15 protein-coding genes and 4 tRNA genes are annotated in these 18933 nt (G+C 45.0%); 2 read left to right on the top strand and 17 right to left on the bottom strand.

Annotated features, from left to right (window positions below; translation table 11 throughout):
- Positions 1 to 130: 130 nt before the first annotated feature.
- The 8 genes from KFV02_RS02860 to KFV02_RS02825 form a co-directional block, all read right to left on the bottom strand.
- Positions 131 to 206 (bottom strand) — tRNA-Thr (locus KFV02_RS02860).
- Positions 207 to 226: 20 nt separating this feature from the next.
- Positions 227 to 303, bottom strand: a tRNA-Gly gene (locus KFV02_RS02855).
- Between the two features lie 56 nt (positions 304 to 359).
- Positions 360 to 445: transfer RNA gene (locus KFV02_RS02850), tRNA-Tyr, on the bottom strand.
- An 8-nt stretch (positions 446 to 453) separates the two neighbouring features.
- Positions 454 to 529: transfer RNA gene (locus KFV02_RS02845), tRNA-Thr, on the bottom strand.
- A gap of 95 nt (positions 530 to 624) precedes the next feature.
- On the bottom strand, positions 625 to 1515 hold the full coding sequence (locus tag KFV02_RS02840; protein ID WP_252380021.1) for an Mrp/NBP35 family ATP-binding protein: 891 nt from the start codon (positions 1513 to 1515) through the stop codon (positions 625 to 627).
- 135 nt (positions 1516 to 1650) lie between these two features.
- Entirely contained in the window at positions 1651 to 2235 is a 585-nt protein-coding gene (locus KFV02_RS02835) for a YqaA family protein (protein WP_252380020.1), read from the bottom strand.
- 119 nt (positions 2236 to 2354) lie between these two features.
- Positions 2355 to 2999 (bottom strand): protein-L-isoaspartate(D-aspartate) O-methyltransferase, encoded by a 645-nt coding sequence (locus KFV02_RS02830; RefSeq protein WP_289510051.1) that lies wholly within the window; start codon positions 2997 to 2999, stop codon positions 2355 to 2357.
- A 209-nt stretch (positions 3000 to 3208) separates the two neighbouring features.
- Complete coding sequence (locus KFV02_RS02825) at positions 3209 to 4372, bottom strand: NAD(P)/FAD-dependent oxidoreductase (RefSeq protein ID WP_252380019.1); 1164 nt, start codon at positions 4370 to 4372, stop codon at positions 3209 to 3211.
- 235 nt (positions 4373 to 4607) lie between these two features.
- Between KFV02_RS02825 and KFV02_RS02820 the strand changes: the two genes are divergently transcribed.
- Together KFV02_RS02820 and KFV02_RS02815 are read left to right on the top strand one after the other, a co-directional pair.
- Positions 4608 to 5042, top strand: a complete 435-nt coding sequence (locus tag KFV02_RS02820) for a CBS domain-containing protein (RefSeq protein WP_252380018.1) — start codon at positions 4608 to 4610, stop codon at positions 5040 to 5042.
- Positions 5043 to 5044: 2 nt separating this feature from the next.
- Positions 5045 to 5722 carry a DUF554 domain-containing protein gene (locus tag KFV02_RS02815; protein ID WP_252380017.1) on the top strand — a complete coding sequence of 226 codons (678 nt, stop codon included), beginning with the start codon at positions 5045 to 5047 and terminating at the stop codon, positions 5720 to 5722.
- Between the two features lie 196 nt (positions 5723 to 5918).
- On the opposite strand, the gene KFV02_RS02810 is transcribed toward KFV02_RS02815, so the two are convergent.
- The 9 genes from KFV02_RS02810 to KFV02_RS02770 all read right to left on the bottom strand — a co-directional run bounded on the left by KFV02_RS02810 (position 5919) and on the right by KFV02_RS02770 (position 18848).
- On the bottom strand, positions 5919 to 7145 hold the full coding sequence (locus tag KFV02_RS02810) for an ABC transporter permease (RefSeq protein WP_252380016.1): 1227 nt from the start codon (positions 7143 to 7145) through the stop codon (positions 5919 to 5921).
- Positions 7146 to 7299: 154 nt separating this feature from the next.
- The gene (locus KFV02_RS02805; protein WP_252380015.1) at positions 7300 to 7680 is read right to left on the bottom strand and encodes a winged helix-turn-helix domain-containing protein; all 381 of its coding nucleotides are present in this window, start codon (positions 7678 to 7680) and stop codon (positions 7300 to 7302) included.
- A gap of 45 nt (positions 7681 to 7725) precedes the next feature.
- Positions 7726 to 8250 carry a hypothetical protein gene (locus KFV02_RS02800; RefSeq protein WP_252380014.1) on the bottom strand — a complete coding sequence of 175 codons (525 nt, stop codon included), beginning with the start codon at positions 8248 to 8250 and terminating at the stop codon, positions 7726 to 7728.
- Between the two features lie 171 nt (positions 8251 to 8421).
- Positions 8422 to 11406, bottom strand: coding sequence for a DEAD/DEAH box helicase (locus KFV02_RS02795; RefSeq protein ID WP_252380013.1), 2985 nt, complete (start codon positions 11404 to 11406; stop codon positions 8422 to 8424).
- A gap of 50 nt (positions 11407 to 11456) precedes the next feature.
- Positions 11457 to 12833, bottom strand: coding sequence for a sigma-54-dependent transcriptional regulator (locus tag KFV02_RS02790; protein WP_252380012.1), 1377 nt, complete (start codon positions 12831 to 12833; stop codon positions 11457 to 11459).
- Positions 12833 to 13672 (bottom strand): molybdate ABC transporter substrate-binding protein, encoded by an 840-nt coding sequence (locus tag KFV02_RS02785; RefSeq protein WP_252380011.1) that lies wholly within the window; start codon positions 13670 to 13672, stop codon positions 12833 to 12835. Before KFV02_RS02785 ends, KFV02_RS02790 begins: the two co-directional genes overlap by 1 nt.
- Before the next feature lie 557 nt (positions 13673 to 14229).
- Entirely contained in the window at positions 14230 to 15636 is a 1407-nt protein-coding gene (locus KFV02_RS02780; protein ID WP_252380010.1) for a sensor histidine kinase, read from the bottom strand.
- 561 nt (positions 15637 to 16197) lie between these two features.
- Positions 16198 to 17544 carry a phosphoglucose isomerase-related protein gene (locus KFV02_RS02775; protein ID WP_252380009.1) on the bottom strand — a complete coding sequence of 449 codons (1347 nt, stop codon included), beginning with the start codon at positions 17542 to 17544 and terminating at the stop codon, positions 16198 to 16200.
- A gap of 125 nt (positions 17545 to 17669) precedes the next feature.
- Positions 17670 to 18848: a pyridoxal phosphate-dependent aminotransferase gene (locus tag KFV02_RS02770; protein ID WP_252380008.1), complete on the bottom strand. Its 1179-nt coding sequence runs from the start codon at positions 18846 to 18848 to the stop codon at positions 17670 to 17672.
- Positions 18849 to 18933 lie beyond the last annotated feature (85 nt).

Here is an 18933-nt window from a genome sequence, read left to right as displayed (position 1 = left end):
CCGATTGTACCAATATTTACATGCGGCTTCTTACGCTCAAATTTTGCCTTACTCATAACCTTACCCCCTATTTGTTCTCTATGATTAATTATGACTTTATATATTTTTAAGAGGAGAGCTCAGGAAATGCTGGAGCCCACGACCGGACTTGAACCGGTGACCTCTTCCTTACCAAGGAAGTGCTCCACCGACTGAGCTACGTGGGCCTTGGAAAGGCTTGACTAAGTGGAGCGGGAAACGGGACTCGAACCCGCAACCCTCAGCTTGGAAGGCTGATGCTCTAGCCAATTGAGCTATTCCCGCATTTTCACTTAGAGTAGTCAAGCAACAGGTCTTCCTGTCTCCTACTCTTTTTAATCTGGTGGAGGGGGGAGGATTTGAACCTCCGAAGGCTTACGCCGACAGATTTACAGTCTGTTCCCTTTGGCCACTCGGGAACCCCTCCATCAAATCTGGAGCTGGCGATGGGACTCGAACCCGCAACCTGCTGATTACAAGTCAGCTGCTCTACCAATTGAGCTACGCCAGCCACCAAGGAAGTCGGGTTTATATATACTAAATTTTAAAATTGCAAGTCTTTTTTTGGAGAAAAATAAATTTTTTTCCAACTTGCGCCTTACGCCCTTATGTGTGTGTAGACGATACAGTCTCAAAGCTTTCCCGGACCATCCGGTTCACCTTCTGGGCCAGTTCCAAAAAGGCCTTTTTGGCCGGAGTGTCTTCATCAAGTAGAACCACCGGTTTACCCATATCAGCTGCCAGTACCGTAGCCGGATCAAGAGGAATCGCGCCCAAAAATTCCAGACCATATTTTTGAGCCAGTTCCCTGCCTCCACCCTTTTTAAAGAGGTTGATCTCTTTGGAGCAATGAGGGCAGACAAGCCCGCTCATATTCTCTACCACACCCAAAATGTTTGCTTTGGCGTACTGGAGAAAATTAATAGCCTTACGCACATCAGCTAGTGAGACTTCTTGTGGAGTAGTGACCACTATACACATAGCATCAGGGATTGTTTTCAGAACGGTCATGGGTTCATCCCCGGTTCCGGGAGGAGAATCTACAACTAAAAAGTCCAGTTCCCCCCAATCTACATCAGCAACAAATTGACGAATAGCAGAGGTCTTCATTGGCCCACGCCACAAAACTGCCTGATCAGGATCCTGGAGCAATGACTCCATGGACACTACAGAAAGGTTATCAGAAAATTTCTTGGGCTTGATTATCTTGCCTCGATCAACATCCAAAAGGCCTTTAATTCCTAACAAGTGAGGAACACTAGGGCCATGAATATCAACATCAAGAAGCCCCACCTTGTAACCCTGGTCAGCTAACGCCGCTGCCAAATTAGTGGCAATAGAGCTTTTCCCAACCCCGCCTTTTCCGCTCATAACAAAAATTTTATATTTAATCTTGGCTAAAGTAGATGAAATGAGTTGGTCCTGAAGTGCCATAGATGCACTCTTCTCTTTTTTCCCCGAACTAGAACATGATGCGCAACTCGATTTTTTTGCCATAATCTCACCCCTTTATAAATTTTATATACTCGGTAGCTCGTGACTTATAGCTCGTAGCCAAAAATTGGTCCACTATCTTTCATGGATGACAAGCTGTCAACCATAAACTGGCTTTCGCACGTGGCATAAATTTAATTAAATAAACTTAATAATAAAAAAACCTAAGATAACTAAAAAAATAGTCAAGGTTAAAATAAGGTCAAACCTCTTTTCCAAAAAATACCTGGCCCGGTCACCCTGCCAATATATTAGTCCGGCAATAGCATAAAATCTAACTCCCCGGCTCAAAGTAGAAGCCAAGACAAAAATAAACCAGTTGATTTTAAAGGCCCCTGCAGTGAGCGTACAGAGTTTATAGGGGATTGGTGTCAGGCCTGCAATTGCCACGGCCCAGGCACTATATTGCTCGTACCAGGTCTGGATAAGTGCATATTTGTCAATTAAGCCATAAAATTTAATTATTGGGAAGCCAATGACCTGCATGAAATAATAGCCTAAAACATAGCCTACAATACCACCCACTAGCGAGGCTGACAGGCAGATAAAGGCTAACCTGAAACATTTCTCCCGCTTGGCCAGACCTATCGGTATAAGCAAAAGATCAGGAGGGATAGGAAAAAAAATAGCCTCAGTAAACGATACCCCCATTAAAACTTTTTCCGCACCCTTGGTCGAGGAAAGCTCCCACAATTTATCCAGCCAGGATTGAAAAAATTTCACCTATCCTCCGAAGCTGATTTTTTATCACAAGCCAACATATTGAAGCAGGTCAAAGCTCTGAGCTCAAAAATCATGCAAAACTGCAAAAACAGCGAAAGCGCCACTTTTTGCAGCCGTCTCTACCACCCATGTTTCCCCACCAAGTCCACGAACATAACGGCCCCTCTATTCTCCTTTTTGATCTGGCCATTTTCCTTGATCACCCGCACCAATGTCTGGCTCCTTTTGCTCTGACCAACAGGAATAACCATAATCCCCGGATCAGCCAACTGGTCTAAAAGTGGTTCTGGTACTTCCGGGCCACCTGCCGTGACCAATATCCGGTCAAAAGGTGCCTTTTCCGGCCAGCCCAAAGTCCCATCATCAAGCTTTGTCCGGATATTATAATAACGTAAGTCCCTAAACCTCTTGGTGGCTGCCAGGTATAATGGCCTTACCCTTTCTACAGTATATACTTCCGCCCCAATTTCTGAAAGAATTGCTGCCTGATACCCGGAGCCAGTTCCAATTTCCAGCACAGTCATGCCCGGTTTTACCTGCAAAAGAGCAGTCATTACAGCCACGATATATGGCTGAGAAATAGTCTGGCCATGACCGATGGGGAGAGCATGGTCTCCATAAGCCTGGGCCTGCAGGGCCTCGTCCACAAACAAATGCCTGGGTACTGTACGCATGGCCCTAAGCACCTCGGGAGCCTTAATGCCTCGGGCCTCTATTTGCTCTCTAACCATCCGCTCCCGGTTGCGTCTCAAATCAACGGCCAATCTTATTCTCCCTTTGTTAGCTAGTTGAGTTAGTCGATGGCTAACTTGTCAAATCTAATGGGTAAAAAAGATTTCCAAACTTCCATGCAAGGAGCTAAACGCTCTCACAGTTGAAAGTCTGTCCATAGCTTAAACTGGCAGTTAAACGATTGATCCCGGTTCTCGCCACACGGCATGAGCTATGAGCTATTTTTACGCTAAATTCAAGTCTATAAAGAAGAACTCCATTTCTTGGGCCTAAGCCATTTAAAAGAACGCAGACCATGGACGGTCTCGACCAGCCTTGTGGAAAATTTTGCGAAAACAATTTCCAGCAAGCGATAATTATTCAGGCGAAACAACTTAAAGGTGACTTCCTTCCAGAAACGAGCATAGTCCATTTCCAGGATAATCTCCCATACCAAGCGAGTATATTCACCGGCTGCCCTCTCCGGATGTCCAAACGTGGATTTTATGGCCTGGCAAGCGAGCAAGGCACTTTTATGGGCATAAAAAATACCTTCTCCTAGCAAAGGATCGGCAAAACCAGCTGCATCACCAACAAGCAAAATATTTTTATAACCGGGCTTTTTCTCATAGTTCCCATAAGGCAAAGCATGGGCTTTGATATTTTCCATACTTTCCCGGTCAAGGCCAGCCTTGTGGCCAAAGGTTCTAAGTACTTCCTTCAGTTTACGTCCCTCTCTCACTTGCTCAGAACATACACCCACACACTGAACTTCATTCCCCGGAAACGACCAGATATAGCCTTTGGGTACATAACCAAAGTAAACAACAGGGAAATCATAAAACTCTCCCGCCTCTCTTGGCACAAAACACTCCAGTGCCAGAGCTGCACCCTTTGACCATGGTTCTTGTACAATATTTAGCCCGGACAATGCATTTCGAACCCGGCTCATGGCTCCATCGGCACCAACAATAAATCGGGCCTGAAAAGTTTGACCACAAGCAGTAATAACCTGTGACCGATTAAAATCTATAGTTAAAACCTTTTTCCCGGTCAGGACTGCGGCTCCGGATTGTTTTAGTTTTTTAAACAGAAAGTAATCATAAGCGCTGCGCTTTACAAAGTAAAAAGGGTGCTCCATTCTACCCTGATAAAAAAGCCCTTTTTTATTTCCCAGGCCATATGCCTGGCTTTGATAGTGAATAACTCCATTCGCCTGTAATTGGGTTATGTTTTGGTTAATCAAACCAGAAACAAGTTCTTGGGTTTTAAAGGTGATAAGCCCTGCGCATAATTTATCTCGGGGAAAAGTCTCCCGGTCCAGAACCAGAACCCGCATCCCCTCCCTCGCCAAAACTATTCCAGCCGTGGCTCCGGCTGGCCCGGCTCCGACAATAACCACGTCATAATTTTTTTTGCCGTCCATGAGTTCTTTACTTGAGGTTTTTTATTTTTTAAGCCATTAATATAAAAAATATTAACTTTAGATTGACCAACATGTGAACAAAAATACAAAATGTTTCGTTAGTACAGCAAATTGACAAATAAAAGACATCAACGATTAAGCACGTGATTTCTTTTTATTCTGCCATAGAGGAATAGCGGAATAACTGAATTACTTGAAACAGTTACGTTCAAAACCTTTAGATAAGGAGGAAACTATGCTCTTAGTCAGCGATCTGATGACCAAGGATGTTTTTTCCCTAAAAAAATTCGACACCTTAGCTGCAGCCAGGTCCCTCATGAAGCTGGCCCGTATCCGGCATATTCCTATTGTTGATGATGAAAACAATTTTATCGGCATCATAACCCACCGCGACATTTTATCGGCCACCATTTCTAAACTGGCCGGCATTGACCGTCAAACCCAGGATGAATTGGATGCCAGTATCCCCATCTGTGAAATCATGCGTACTGATGTCAAAACAGCTACCCCGGATATGAAACTAAAAGATGCAGCTGCTATTTTACTCAAGCACAAATATGGCTGCCTGCCTATTGTTGATGGAAAAAAACTCGTAGGGATTATTACCGAAGCCGACTTTTTAAGTCTAACCATAAGTCTCATGAATGCTCTGGAAAATCAGGAAGATTAGCTATGCCCCTGGGAACCATTATCAATATCTTGGCAGTAATTTTGGGTAGCTTAATAGGCCTCTGTCTTAAATCGCATATCTCCCCAAAGATCCATCAAAGAGTTTTTCAGGGCATTGGACTGACCACTTTGCTAATAGGTATGCAAATGGCCCTGAAAGTGGAAAATTTACTGCTTCTTATCTTCTCTATTCTTCTTGGAGCAATCACAGGCGAGGCTATCGATCTGGAGAAACACCTGGACAACCTGGCCAATCGTCTCAAAAAAAAATTGGGGTCCCAAAGCTCTACTTTTACCCAAGGCTTAATCACAGCCTTTCTCATTTTCTGTATTGGATCCTTAACCATTCTTGGGGCCCTGGATGAAGGTATCCGGGGCGACCATACCCTCTTACTTACCAAATCCACCCTAGATGGATTTACTTCAATTGCACTCTCCGCAACCTATGGCCTAGGGGTCATGTTTTCTGTCATTCCCATGCTCATCTATCAGGGAGGCATCACCCTCCTGGCCGGACAATTTCAAAGTTTATTTACCCCGGTGCTCATTAATCAGCTTACTGCAGTAGGAGGGATACTCATCCTGGGACTCGGCTTAAACCTGCTGGAAATCAAACAAATCAAAATAACCAATATGCTCCCAGCTTTAGTTATTGTCTTTTTGTTCAAGCCATTATTATAAATTCAGGTTATTACACTCGCTTTCACTCCCTGTTATTTCGCTTAGCTCACGTTATTGCATCTCCGGTATTATCAGGCTGCGCCGTCGGCCAGCCAATCAGGCCAAGTCAACTTTCGGAACTCATTGAATAAAACAAGTCCATTAATATGGTTGAAATTACAACCCGTAAGACAAGCTCCAAAGTTGAATCAATAGGCTATTCACTCTTTAACACGGTGACTACCACTACCTTTGAGGCCTGCCAGGCCGGATAGGCACCAGAGGCTATGCCCAAAAACATTGAGCCCAACAAGGTGCCCAGAAGAACTAACGGGTCAAAGACAAAGGGAAAGTCACCCAAGGTTGTAACCAGATAAACAAGGACAAGACTTAAACTTACGCCTAACATACCGCCTATACTAGACAAAGTGGCAGCCTCGAACAAAAACTGATGGACAATATCTTTTTTCGCCGCACCCATGGCCCTACGAATTCCAATCTCCAGATGACGCATACGCACTAAAAGAGTCATAATCGACAGCACTCCTATTCCACCTACGGCAAAAGAAATAGATGAACTGATAAGCCCCAGAGTCTTAACCAGATTAAGGGCCTGCTTTTGCAGTTTAATCGTGTCTTTAGCAGTAAGTACACTAAAGTCATCATTTTCTCCGGCATCTATCCGATGCCTTAGGCGCATAATAGTGGTGGCGGCATCCTTGATTACATTCTGATCCGTCCCTTTGCTCAAACTAAAGTAAACACCGGAAACCCAATTCTGATTGGCAAACCTGCGCATATAAGTTGTCAGAGGGACAAAGACCTGTTCGTCCTGGTCCGTGCCGGTAATATCAGAACCCTTTTCCTGCATCACACCAATGACACGACAGCCAGCGCGAAAGAAAAAAACTTCGTTGCCCAAGGCCTTTTCTTTACTCCCGAAAAGCCGCTGGGCAATTTTGGCCCCCAGAACGCAAACCTTGGCCCGCTGCTCAAGTTCTCTCGCATCAAAAAATCTGCCAATTTCTGGCCAAAAACTGCGCACCTCCGGGTAATTGGGCCAGGCTGCAACAATCTGACATGTAACTTTATTTTGTTTAAATTTAATAGGTATGGTCTGTCTGACAAATGGGGTATAGCTGAGAACTCCGGGTAGCCCATTAGCCAGAGCCTGGACGTCAGTTAGAGTAAAGTTGTGCGCTTCCCTGGATAGTCTGGCCCGACCCGAACGATGAAAACGCAAGGTTCCGCTTACGACCATAAACAGATTTGGCCCTAATTTTTCTGTTTCCAACTCAGCCTTGCGCACCAAGGCCTTGGAAATATGTTGTACCCCGGTAAAAGCTAAGCTGCCTAAAAAAATACCTAAGATAGCCAAAACAGCCCTGAGTTTATAATTACGCAAGGAGGATAAGGCGATTTTAAGACTTAAAGGTAAGGTCATCTTGAAACTGAATGGGTGGCTAACAAACTGATAATATTTCCGTTTTGAAATTTAAGATTGAAGATTCCACGGAAGTGAAATTCAATTTTTATCCACGCATCGGACATTAAAGGCTGGTTCTGGATCAGATTTTCTCTGGTCCAGAACCATTGCATTAATCTTCTTGACCGATTTCTTTTTTTTCAAAAAGTTCAACATCCCAGGGAAATTCATCCTGGGAAGTTTTCAAGGCGAACTCTTCCACTCTTTTTTGCCAGGCAATAAACTTATTGACTAGTTCTTCCCCAAGTGGTGAAAGCTTAAAACTCCTTTTTCCTTCTTCGCGAATGAGCAAAGGCGCACCGAGGGCATCTTCAGAAGCCTTAATTTTGCCCCACGCTGCCCGATAGGACATGCCCATCTCTTTAGCTGCTTTATTCAGTGAACCCAATTCAATTACTTTTTGCAAGAGCAAGACTCGCCCCATGCCAAATAAAACCCCTTTGTCCGACTCAAACCACGGCTGAATTCTAAGAACCGCTTTGATTTTATCCATAGCAAACTCCTTTTTTGGGATTTCGGATTTCAAGTTTCGAGCTTTTTATTCGTAGTCCAACCAGTTCTTTATCTTCCTTACTTCCTCGCTCCATGCCGCTGAAAGCCTAAGTCTCAAAAATTGTTCATAAACCGAATCCAAAAACTCCAGACTCTTTTCCACAAGATACATCTTTTCTAAAAATCTGGCATCCGGATCATCTCCTTCTTCCAGTTTCATGTCCACCTTTGGTGTTTTTAGCCCTGAAATGGCAAAATTATCTGCATTAAGCTGAAGCTGCCAAGCATTGGTATCCTGCTCCATCCTGACTATGGCCTGTACGACCTTTTTACCTGTCCTAAGTCCCTGTCGGGCTTCTTTTAATTCAGACATAAGTCCTGAGCAGACAGCCTTTTCCACACTCTCTCCTTCACCGCCCTGGACAGCAATCTTCTGCCCAAAATACAGAGCAAAACTCTGACCACCCCCGGTCTCAAACAAACCATTGGTTTCTTCACTTTTAAACCAGAGCCAAGTTAAAAATTCCTGGCCCAAAATAGGATTTTTTTCAGCTGCAAGTTGAAGATCCATGTTTCCCTCGTAATTCGTCTGACTTTTACCCCCACGTAAACTCGTGGAGTCTATTGACCTCCGCGCATAAGCTCATAGCTCCACCAAAAACCGGCCCACGGTGCGGAACTGTGTTCCTACCGACCTCGCCTCTCTCCTGTCTCCTTCTCAACTTCTCAATCTCAAAAGGCTTTACCAATCTACTGGTACCCGGACTATTTTTTTGGCTTTGTTTCGAAAAAGTAGATATCCATTATCACGGCCAAATAGGTACAAATCCCTGGTAATGGCCACATCCTGCCGACAATAGTCGATAATCTTGTCTATCTTTCCCTCTTTCCACCATCTAAGGGCCAACAGACCGTTGGCGCTTTTACTAACCCCCAGGGTATACTTGGCCAGGTGATCTAAGGAGAGTCTGTATCCGAGTCGCGTATGCACCCTGTTTAGAATATCCAAAGTAGGCAAGGAGTGCAAATCAAAGTCAGAGTGTCCTTTTAGCACGTTGTAGTCAAATTTTAAAATATTAAACCCTACCACCAGGTCCACGCCTGTCAAATAGCTAATAAGGTCAGGCACTTCCTCCTGCATAAAGGTCAGGAAACTGTCTTTTTGCCCGTCATAAACAACCACACAACTAATGCCCATTTTGTGGGCATTGCCCCAGCCGCCCACTTCCTGTGCCGAACGCCTGGTTTCAATATCCAGAACAGCAAACCTTTGGTTTTCCTTGACATAACTGTAAAAAATCGTTTTTTCGGATTGTGACTCACTAAGAACCAACTCCTCTCGCCCAGGAGGTACATAACTTTGCCCGGAATCGACTTTATTTTTTGCAGGCGCCTCTTGCCTGACCTTTACCGGAGAATCCTTTTTGATTTCTGGCATGGCAATCGCTATTATTTCTTCTCTATCCTTCTCCTCCAGAATCATATCCAGGATTAAGCCCGCTGCTTCTTTATCCAGAGGACGATTGCCAGAGCCGCATTTGGGCGAGTGCACACATTTGGGACAACCATTTTCACAATCACATGCCCCAATGACCCCATCTGCCCGTTCAAGCAACTCCCTGGCCTGGACAAAGGCCTGGGCAGTCAGCCCCAGTCCTCCGGGTATGCCGTCATAAATAAAAACAGCCGGTCCCTGTACCTGTGCATGCATCGGTATGGAAATACCGCCCAGATCATTGCGGTCAGTTAAAATCAGCAAAGGCATGATGGCTATCAAAATATGCTCCAGGGCATGTATCCCGCCCATAAAATGCAGAAACTTTTGTTCAATCTTATCCTGAATGTCCTTAGGAATAGCCAGCCACATACCTTCGGTTTCAAAGATCAGAGGCGGAAGGTTAAGGGGTGCGACCCCTAAAAATCTTTGCCCGTAAGTCAACCTCTTTTCATAACCGACAATCTTTTCCGTTACTCTTAACTTGCCATGAAATATCTGAACCCGGCCCACTGTTTTGGCCCGGAACACTTTAAGAATCTCTGTGCTCTTTTCTGTTCTGACCCGTGTAAAATAAGGTGCTTTCATTGCTTTTAGCTGAACCGACCTTGTGTCCGGGTCCAGATTCTGGACCAGGTAGGTTTCGCCCATATGTAGATAAATGGCCCCGGGATGGGTTTCATGATAGGCCCGGTACTCATCAATATGCCCAATATACTTTCTTTCTTGCCCGGCAAAGAGGTTAAATATTTGCCCACTACCTCGGATATCAACATGACGATGAGGATATTTGCCGGGTGCATAGAATTCTGACCTGTCAGCAGAAGCAATAAGTTTTCCAGAGGCCAACAGACAGTCTATTTCCTTTTGCGCTTCTTTATTCTGCAACATTTCTTCGTCTGCTTTAACAGGCAAATCTGCTGCTGCACAGACCAGGTGCCGGCCCATTATCACCGGATTATAAGGATTAATCACTGCCTTTTCCGGCTCAAGGCCTAAAAATTCTTTGGGATGGTGGAGAAAATACTGATCCAGGGCATCCTCATGGCCAATAAAAATGGCTGCGGCTTCCTGTCCGCTCCTGCCTACCCGGCCCATGCGCTGCCAAGTAGCCATAATTGAACCAGGATAACCTACCATCAGGCACAAATCCAGATGTCCAATATCAATCCCCAGTTCCAGGGCACTGGTAGAAACCACAGCCAGAAGATCTCCCCTGGATAGCCTAGCCTCGATGTTTCGCCGCTCTTCAGGTAGAAAGCCAGCCCGGTAAGCGCAGACTTTATCTTTGAAAGCTTTGCCCTTATCCTGCATCCAGATGGCCAGAAGTTCAGCCATTTTGCGCGACTGGGTATAGACTATGGTTCTAAGCCCCATCTTTAAAGCCAACTCAAGAAGCTTCAGCCCGGTCTGAGCTGCACCAAAAAGAGACCTGGCCATTAAAAAATGCTTTTTTCCACTGGGCGCACCACTCTTCTCGATACAGGCCACATCCAAGTCAGTCAGATTTCTGCTAAGCTCCTGTGGGTTTTTTATTGTGGCTGAACAAAAAACAAATTGCGGTTCCTGGCCATAGTAACGGCAAACGCGCAACAACCGACGAAAAACCCAGGCCATATGCGAGCCCATCACTCCCCGATAAGTATGCACCTCATCAACAACAACAAAAGACAGATTCTGAAAAAAATCGCGCCATAAATGATGGTAGGGCAAAATAGACAGGTGGAGCATATCCGGATTGGTAATCAAAATTTGCGGAGGCCTTTGTCTGATCTTGGCGCGCTGCCAGGGTTTGGTATCCCCATCATAAATGCAAATTTCAGGGACAAATTCCTGGCCCGCAGAGCTTAAAAGCTCCTGCAAGCTTTTTTTTTGATCTTGAGCCAAGGCCTTTAAGGGGAAAAGATACAAGGCCCTGCTATCCGGACGGGTAAAAACAGTTTCCAATACCGGCAGGTTATAAATAAGGGATTTACCACTGGCAGTGGGTGTAGCCACGACCACGTTTTTCTTGTCCCGGATCAGATCTATGGCCTGTGCCTGGTGAGAAAAGAGCCCGGGTATTTTTCTGGCTGCCAGTATTTTTTGCACCGGCTCGGACCAGGGCTTACTTGGCTGGCCATACTCTGCTTCCTTTGACTCGAAGACTTCGTGCCAAACGACATCCAGGGCCAAGGAAGGATCGTTTTTTATCTTTGCCAAATATGAGCTTATTGCCTTTGTTAAGTTCATTGGATTTATTGGGTCTGTTGAATTTATTGATTTCAATAAACGCAACAACTCTACGGACTCAAACTAATGTGATATTTTTTTAGTTTGTATTGCAAAAGGCTTTTGGAAATACCCAACTGCTCGGCTGCCTTGACCTGGACAAAATTGCTCCTGACCAGAGCCCGTTTAATCAGGGCCGCTTCGATTTTTTCCAGTGTTTCAGCCAGGTTTAATTTTGGGGGCAAAAAGTCCACCGCGCTTTTAAACTGGGCTTCTTCATCGCGAATTTCTGCCGGTAGCTCATCTACATCAATGTTCTGGCTTGTGGACAAAACAAGACACCTCTCGACCACATTTTCAAGCTGGCGCACATTGCCCGGCCACTCATAAGCGGTTAAATATTCCATGGCCTCAGGAGTAAAAGACTTTATTTCGGTCTTGTTCTCCTCGGCCAACTTCTGCAGAAAGTGAGCCACCAACAAAGGAATATCCTCTCTTCTTTCTCTAAGTGGCGGCAGATGGATATTGACCACGTTTAAGCGATAAAAAAGGTCTTCGCGAAATTCACCTTTAGCCACAGCCTGGCGAAGGTCTTTGTTAGTTGCCGCTACGAGACGAATATCTACCTTTATGGGTTCATTGCCACCAACCCGCTCAAATGATTTCTCCTGGAGAACACGCAAAAGCTTTACCTGTAAATCAGAGGACAACTCGCCTATCTCATCCAGAAACAAGGTTCCTTGGTGGGCCAGTTCAAACCGCCCTTTTTTTCTGGCCACTGCCCCGGTAAAAGAACCTTTCTCATGTCCAAAAAGCTCACTTTCCAGCACGCCAGGATTTAAAGACATACAATTGAGCGAGACAAAAGGAGCGTCTTTTCTCTGTGATGAATAGTGTATGGCTCTGGCAATAAGCTCCTTACCAGTTCCTGACTCCCCTGTTATGAGCACTGTGGATCTGGTCTGGGCCACCCGTTCGACCATACGCAGGACTTCGCGTATGGCCTTGCTTTTGCCAACAATCTGATGCCGGCCATACCTTTCAGCAAGATTCTCGCGTAACAACCTGTTCTCCTGAGCCGCCTGGGCCAAGTGCATGGCCTTTCGTACGGATAAAAGCAACTCATCATTGGCGAACGGTTTTGTAATATAATCAAATGCCCCGCATTTCATGGCCTCAACAGCGCCATCTATGCTTCCATAGGCTGTCATGATCAAAACAGGGATATGCGGATAATGTTTCCTGACATGCTCTAATACATCCCGGCCGCTAAGTCCCGGCATTTTCATATCAGTGATAACCACGTCCACTTCAGACTCTTCCAAATAAACCAGAGCCATTTCAGGATCACTCAGAGCTGTTACCGTGTAACCTTCTTCCTGCAGAATAGCCTCTAAAATAAGTAAATAATTTTTTTCATCATCAATGACTAAGATATCTCCGGTCATTAAAACTCCTCCGGCACGAAACCGAATTTTTTATAAATGTCCTGCGCCTGTCCGGACTTTAAGAAACGCACAATTTTTTTTCCATTTTCTTGATGCAGACCTTTTTTTAGCCGGCAGACATAGTAATTGACTTCCTCATGCTGGTCCAAATCTTCACCTACCTCCACTCCCTCAAGAGGCAATCCTTTTTGTTGGGCACTCAAAATCTCCGTATACCAGACAGGTCCCACATCTGCCTGGCCGTTCATGATTCGTTCTGGTGTCTCTCGATGATGCACGGTGGTCAGTCTGGTAAGTCCCCTGGATAATTTGTCCTGCATAATTGTCAGGACCAGATTTTCCCCTCCGGCCTTTAAATACATGTTTAAAATATAGTGTCCGATATCCTCTACTTCAGGATCGGGTTGAGATACGCGCACGTCTTCCCGGGCCAGGTCCGAAACCGAAACAATCTTTTTGGGATTGCCTCTGGCAACCATCAAAGAAAGCCTGTTGTGGGCATAAACAAAATAATCGTTAAAAATTAAATCCTTTTCTTCAAGCAACTGCATACTCTTTAGAGAAACAGAAGTATACACATCCGGACAAACGTCAATTACCTGCCCGCGGAACATGGCTCCACCCGCCAGGATCTGCTTCAGTTCCAATCCCGGGGGGAGGGTCTCATAAAAAATATTTTCTACTTCCGGGTATTGTTTTTGAAAGGCCTGCATAAGCTCACCAGCAAGCATAAACTGGTTTCCGGCCAAAAATACAATTAAATCCGCCCTGTCAGCCAAATGCAGATTTTGCAAATCTTCCTCTCGCTCATCCGGGATTACAGGTAATTTTTTGTCCATTTTTAACCTCTAAATCGAATGGTTTAAAGCCTCTTGCCAAACCCTATTTTAACCGTTGATTGAAAGTCTTGGCTTCTGAAATGCATTACAAACGGCTTGGGTAACCCAATCTTGAACTTTGCTTGCGGCAAAACAGAGCATCAGGGCGACAAAGATAAATATCTTGCGAGTCCTACGATAACTATCTATAGTTTAAATTGAGCGATTATTTTGCAGTTCAAACTTTGAGATTGCTTCGCTACACTTTGTTCCACTCGCAATGACAGGGGCGAGATTGTCATTGCGAGGGCAGCGAAGCTGTCCGTGGCAATCTCTACCCATTGAGTGAAAATCGCTCATAGGTATAATAAAAAGAATATTTGTTTACCCAAAATATCCCATTATGCTCTGTCCCCAAGCAAGATTTAGATGGGTCCAAGTCTTTGTACCAGCGTGAAAGAAACCAAGACTAGAATAAACCATAGAAATTAAATTGAAAAAAAGATTCAGCCACAGGCTCTTTAGACATTCTACTTTCGACATTCTCTAACCTGTTGTAATGTCACCTACTTCGGTTCTTATCTAGCCGCAAAACTCACCTTTACTTTTGCCCCGCCCTGTTCATGGTTCTCCAAGGTCAGTTTAGCCCCATGACTGGAAATAATATTGTTGACAATGGCCAACCCCAGGCCTGTGCCTGTATCCTTGGTAGTGTAAAAGGGCTCCAAGTACTTTTCGATCATGCCTGGCTCGAACCCCGGGCCAGAATCCAGAATCTCCACTACCGGTCCCTTTTCGTGAAAAATAATTTTAATCCAGCCTCCACTTGGGACAGCCTGGAGCGCATTACTTAACAGGTTGTAAAAAGCTCGATACAAAAGGTCTTTATCCCCTTTAACCAAAACTTTCTCCGGTCCTGTCTTTTCCACGCTCACATTTTTGCGCTTAACCTCAGTGTGTAAAAAGGCCAAGGCCTCATCAATGACCCGTGCAATATCCACATCCTCCATTTTAGGCTGTCTAGGCCGGGCATAATCTAAAAAGTCGTTCACAGTCTGGCTTAAGCGTCTGGACTCCTGAAATATGGCTTCAAGCAGTCTGCTATGAGGGCTATCTTCTTTCTGGGCCCTTTTAAATAATAATTCACTACTGCTGCGGATAATACCCAGAGGATTTCTAATCTCATGCGCTATACTGGCCACCATCCGACCCATGCTGGCCAATTTCTCATTCTGGTGCAGCTCTTTTTCCAATTTCTCCTTTTCCCTGACCCGCTCAGCAAGCATCCGGTCGGCCCGACGAATGATCATAAACAGAAGTAAAAACAGGATCAAAGACGACGTGAATGAAACCATGATGATCAGCCATTGAAAATGAACAATGTTTTCATAATCAGAACTTATATCCTGAGTAAACTCAAGGATACCCATAATGGGCTCATCGCGCAGACCCAAGGTTCGTTCAGCTCGTAAAGGGTAAACCGTTCTTAAAACAACCGATTCCGACTCCAACTTAAAACTAAACATGGCCTTCCAATTGGAGATCCTTTTTTGCAAATTAAAACTATATTCGCCGGAAGTAATCGCCTTGAAGACAGCCCTGTCTGCCAAGCCCTTCTGGCCCAATAGTTCTTTGTCTGTAGCGTACGAAACAATACCTTCGTTATCATAAATCCGCACATCCAAGACATGAAAACTATGGATGGTTGAGCGAACAACCTGTTCCAAACGTTCATACTGGGCTTTTTGCTTGAGCTCGATGCGCCCGAAGCCCAAAATAGTGGGCAGCGTAAACCTTTGATAAATCTGATGGTTTAAGTTTTCAGCCAGGAGCAAGGCGAACTCGTGATTCTTTTTTAACACTATTTCCCGGGCATAATTGGCCATAAAAGCAGACAAAACCAGAGACGAACCCAAAATGAGCAGGAGTGAACTCCAGGATAAAAACTTAACTAGCTGAAAGGGGCGGGCAATTTTTGTTTGCATTTGTTTTATTGACTCAACTTTCTGACATGATTAACATCCTAAAATTACTGCACAATTGAAGAGTACATTTTCTGAAATGCATTACAAACGGGTTGGGTAACACATCTTGGCGAAGATTGCGGAAGTGCTGTGCATAGGGAGATTATTCCATCGAACTTTCGAAACCCATCATAACAACAGAAAAGGCATTAAATAATATTCTATTGACTAACCCCATTATGCACAGCCCGCAAGCAAGCCTTAGATGTGTCCAAGTCTTTGTTAGCATTGAAGAAAATGCGCTCGCAAATTAACTCAGAAAGTTGAGTTATTGATTTATAGGTTAACTAGGATAATGCCCCTGCCATTCCCTTTTCGCAGGGAGCGTTGAGCTATATGGCTAGCCTGTGGAATAAAGATTAACGATAACGGAATCAAACTCGACGATTTTCTGTCAAAAAAATTCAGACCTTTTGCAGCTTCGCCCAGAATAACAACTATATGAAAAACAATACTATTTTCGTCATAAAAAATAACTACTCAACTACTCAACCATTTAACTATTCAACCAATTTTAATATTCTAAAATTTCTCTAATTCTTGATTCTGCTTCAAAAAGCTATCCAGCATACTTGCTTCCTTTTCAAAGCCACCGGCTCCGAGCCTTGCTTTGGCCAGTCTTTTGCCTAGTTCCACAGCTGGCTGATTTAAGGGATTTATATCCATAAGCCATCCGGTCATAATCGTCATGACTTCCAGAAGCATAATCAGCTTACCTGCACTAAACTCGCAATCCTTCTCCAGGTCGAGCCCTACAAGGGGCACACCATTCAGCCCCATGGCCATTTTAGTCCCCAGGGCTTCGGCTTCCAAAATCTCGCCAAGGGCCTTGTCCTCCAAATACCCCCATCCGGAAGGAAGGGCGTCAAAAACAGGACCGGCTTTAAGACCTGAACAGGTAAGAAAAATACATCCTTTATCTTTCGGGCCATCTAAAAACATCTGGAGCAGAGAATGCTGATCAGTTACTCCAATGGCAGGCAAAGGCATGCTACCCTTATTATCTTTCCCCAGGCTCTCTGCCCAGAGTTGGGCAAACCACTGCCCAAAATGGGCCCATAAGGGAAGATAAATAAAAAAGATAAGCTGGTTGTAATCAAAATCCATTAAAGTTTTAGCCCATAAAGCCAGCTTCCAGCCCGGATATCGAACCAAATTTTGGGGTGTAACTTCATTCTCAATCAAAGGACCGGCCATAGCTTGCGCACCGGCCACAAGCTCATCAATATCAAGTCCCATAAACAATGCTGGCACCAGCCCCACGGCCGAGAGTACAGAATATCTACCACCTAGATTTTTCGGCACATCCAGACTGATGAAGTTGTATCTTGCCACCTCCTCACGCAAAAATCCTTTGTCCGCATCAGTGATTACCAATATATGTTCTGACCAGGTATTCGGCAATTTATTTTCAAGCCACTTTTTAACCAGAAAATACTGGCTGATGGTCTCTATCGTGCCACCGGACTTACTGATAACCACCACCAAAGTCTTTTCAGGAGGAAGATTTTTTAGCCAAACCTCTAAAGAGTTAGTGCAGATATTATCCCCTATCCACAACCACGGCCCTTTATGCCCAGGCAAATCCTGGCCTGGCGCAAATGCCTTTTGCAGGGCTTTTGCCCCCAGGGCTGATCCGCCAATCCCCAATAAAAGCATATGGTCATATTTCTTTATCCTGTCTTTAAGACCAGTCAGGCTCTTTTTTAACTCTGGCCAGTGACTTAAAGACAGAAAAGGCAAGCTGTCTTCTGCAAGTTCCCTTTTAAGGCGTGAACTTATTTTTGCTGCCCATTTGAACTCCTCATCAGGGCTGACCTTTTGCATTCGTCCCTGATAGGCCGTGGTCCACTGGATATAATCTGGCATGGTTAACTCCTTGTTGTTACGCAACGCGCTGCGTTGCTGTTATTACGCCCCCTTCGGGGCTTTATTATGCCTTCGCCTACGCTCAGGTAAGCAGCTAACGAAGAGAGCGTAATAACAGCGATGTACTAGCGAAGGCGAGCCAGAACCTCTCCTACCCTGTTCAAGGCATTGGTCAAGGTCTCTTCATCGAGGGCATAAGAAATACGTACACACCGATCATCGCCAAAAGCAGCTCCGGGTACCAGTGCCACTTCTGCCTCTTCTAAAATGATCTGACAAAGTTCAGTGGAATTTTTCACTTTGTCGTTGTATATTGCATCTACTCGGGGGAAAAGGTAAAAAGCCCCATCAGGTTTAGGACAGACAACATCCGGCCAGGACAAAACAATCTTTAAGGCCAGATCCCGGCGGGTTAAAAAGCTCTGGCGCATCTTTTCCACCATCTCATAAGAGCCGGTTAGCCCTGCCAGTGCTCCTTTCTGGGCTATCGAGCATATATTGGATGTGCTCTGGCCCTGAATTTTGGTCATGGCCTTAATGAGATCTTTATGGGCCAAACAAAAACCAACCCGCCATCCGGTCATGGCCATACTCTTGGACAAACCATTGACTACAGCTACCCTGTCCTTGTTCTCAGCCCAGAAACCGGCCAGGGATGCTGGTTTGGCTGGTTCATAAACTAGTTGATCATAAATTTCATCAGAAATGATAAAGATATCCTTGCTTTTGGCCCAGGCTGCCAATTCATTTAATTGCTCTTGGGAATAATGACATCCGGTAGGATTTGAGGGGGTGTTTATTATAATAGCCCTGGTCTTATCCGTGACTGCCTCCTCAAGCTTATCCACACTGACCAAAAAATTATCTTCAGCTTCGGTCGAAACAAAGACTGGTACACCCTGGGCAAGCTGGACCATGGCCGGATAGCTAACCCAATACGGAGCCGGGATTAACACCTCATCTCCGGGGTCCAGAAGACACTGAAACAGATTATAAAGGCAATGTTTGCCCCCATTGGAAAGAATTACCTCTTCACGCTCAGGGCTTACCTGATAAAATCGGCTAAAATACCCACCTACTGCATCTCTAAGCTCCGGAATGCCAGGTACCGGAGTGTACCTGACAAACCCCTCGTCCAGAGCCTGTTTAGCTGCCTGGATAATATGATCAGGGGTGACAAAATCAGGTTCACCCACAGCCAGACTAACCACCTTGCGGCCCTGGGCACGCATTTCCTGAGCCTTGGCATTAATGGCCATCGTGGCCGAGGGCTGAAGGCTCAAAATCCTTTGAGATAGATTCATCCTGTCCTCCGTGCTTGAAGTTTGAAATTTGTTGTTTGTTTGCGCCTACTGATATTGGTGTTAACAAGAGAATTGGCAATAAAAA

Source organism: Desulfovulcanus ferrireducens (genome assembly GCF_018704065.1).
GTDB classification, from domain to species: domain Bacteria; phylum Desulfobacterota; class Desulfovibrionia; order Desulfovibrionales; family Desulfonatronovibrionaceae; genus Desulfovulcanus; species Desulfovulcanus ferrireducens.
This window is presented reverse-complemented; position numbering and strand designations above follow the sequence as displayed.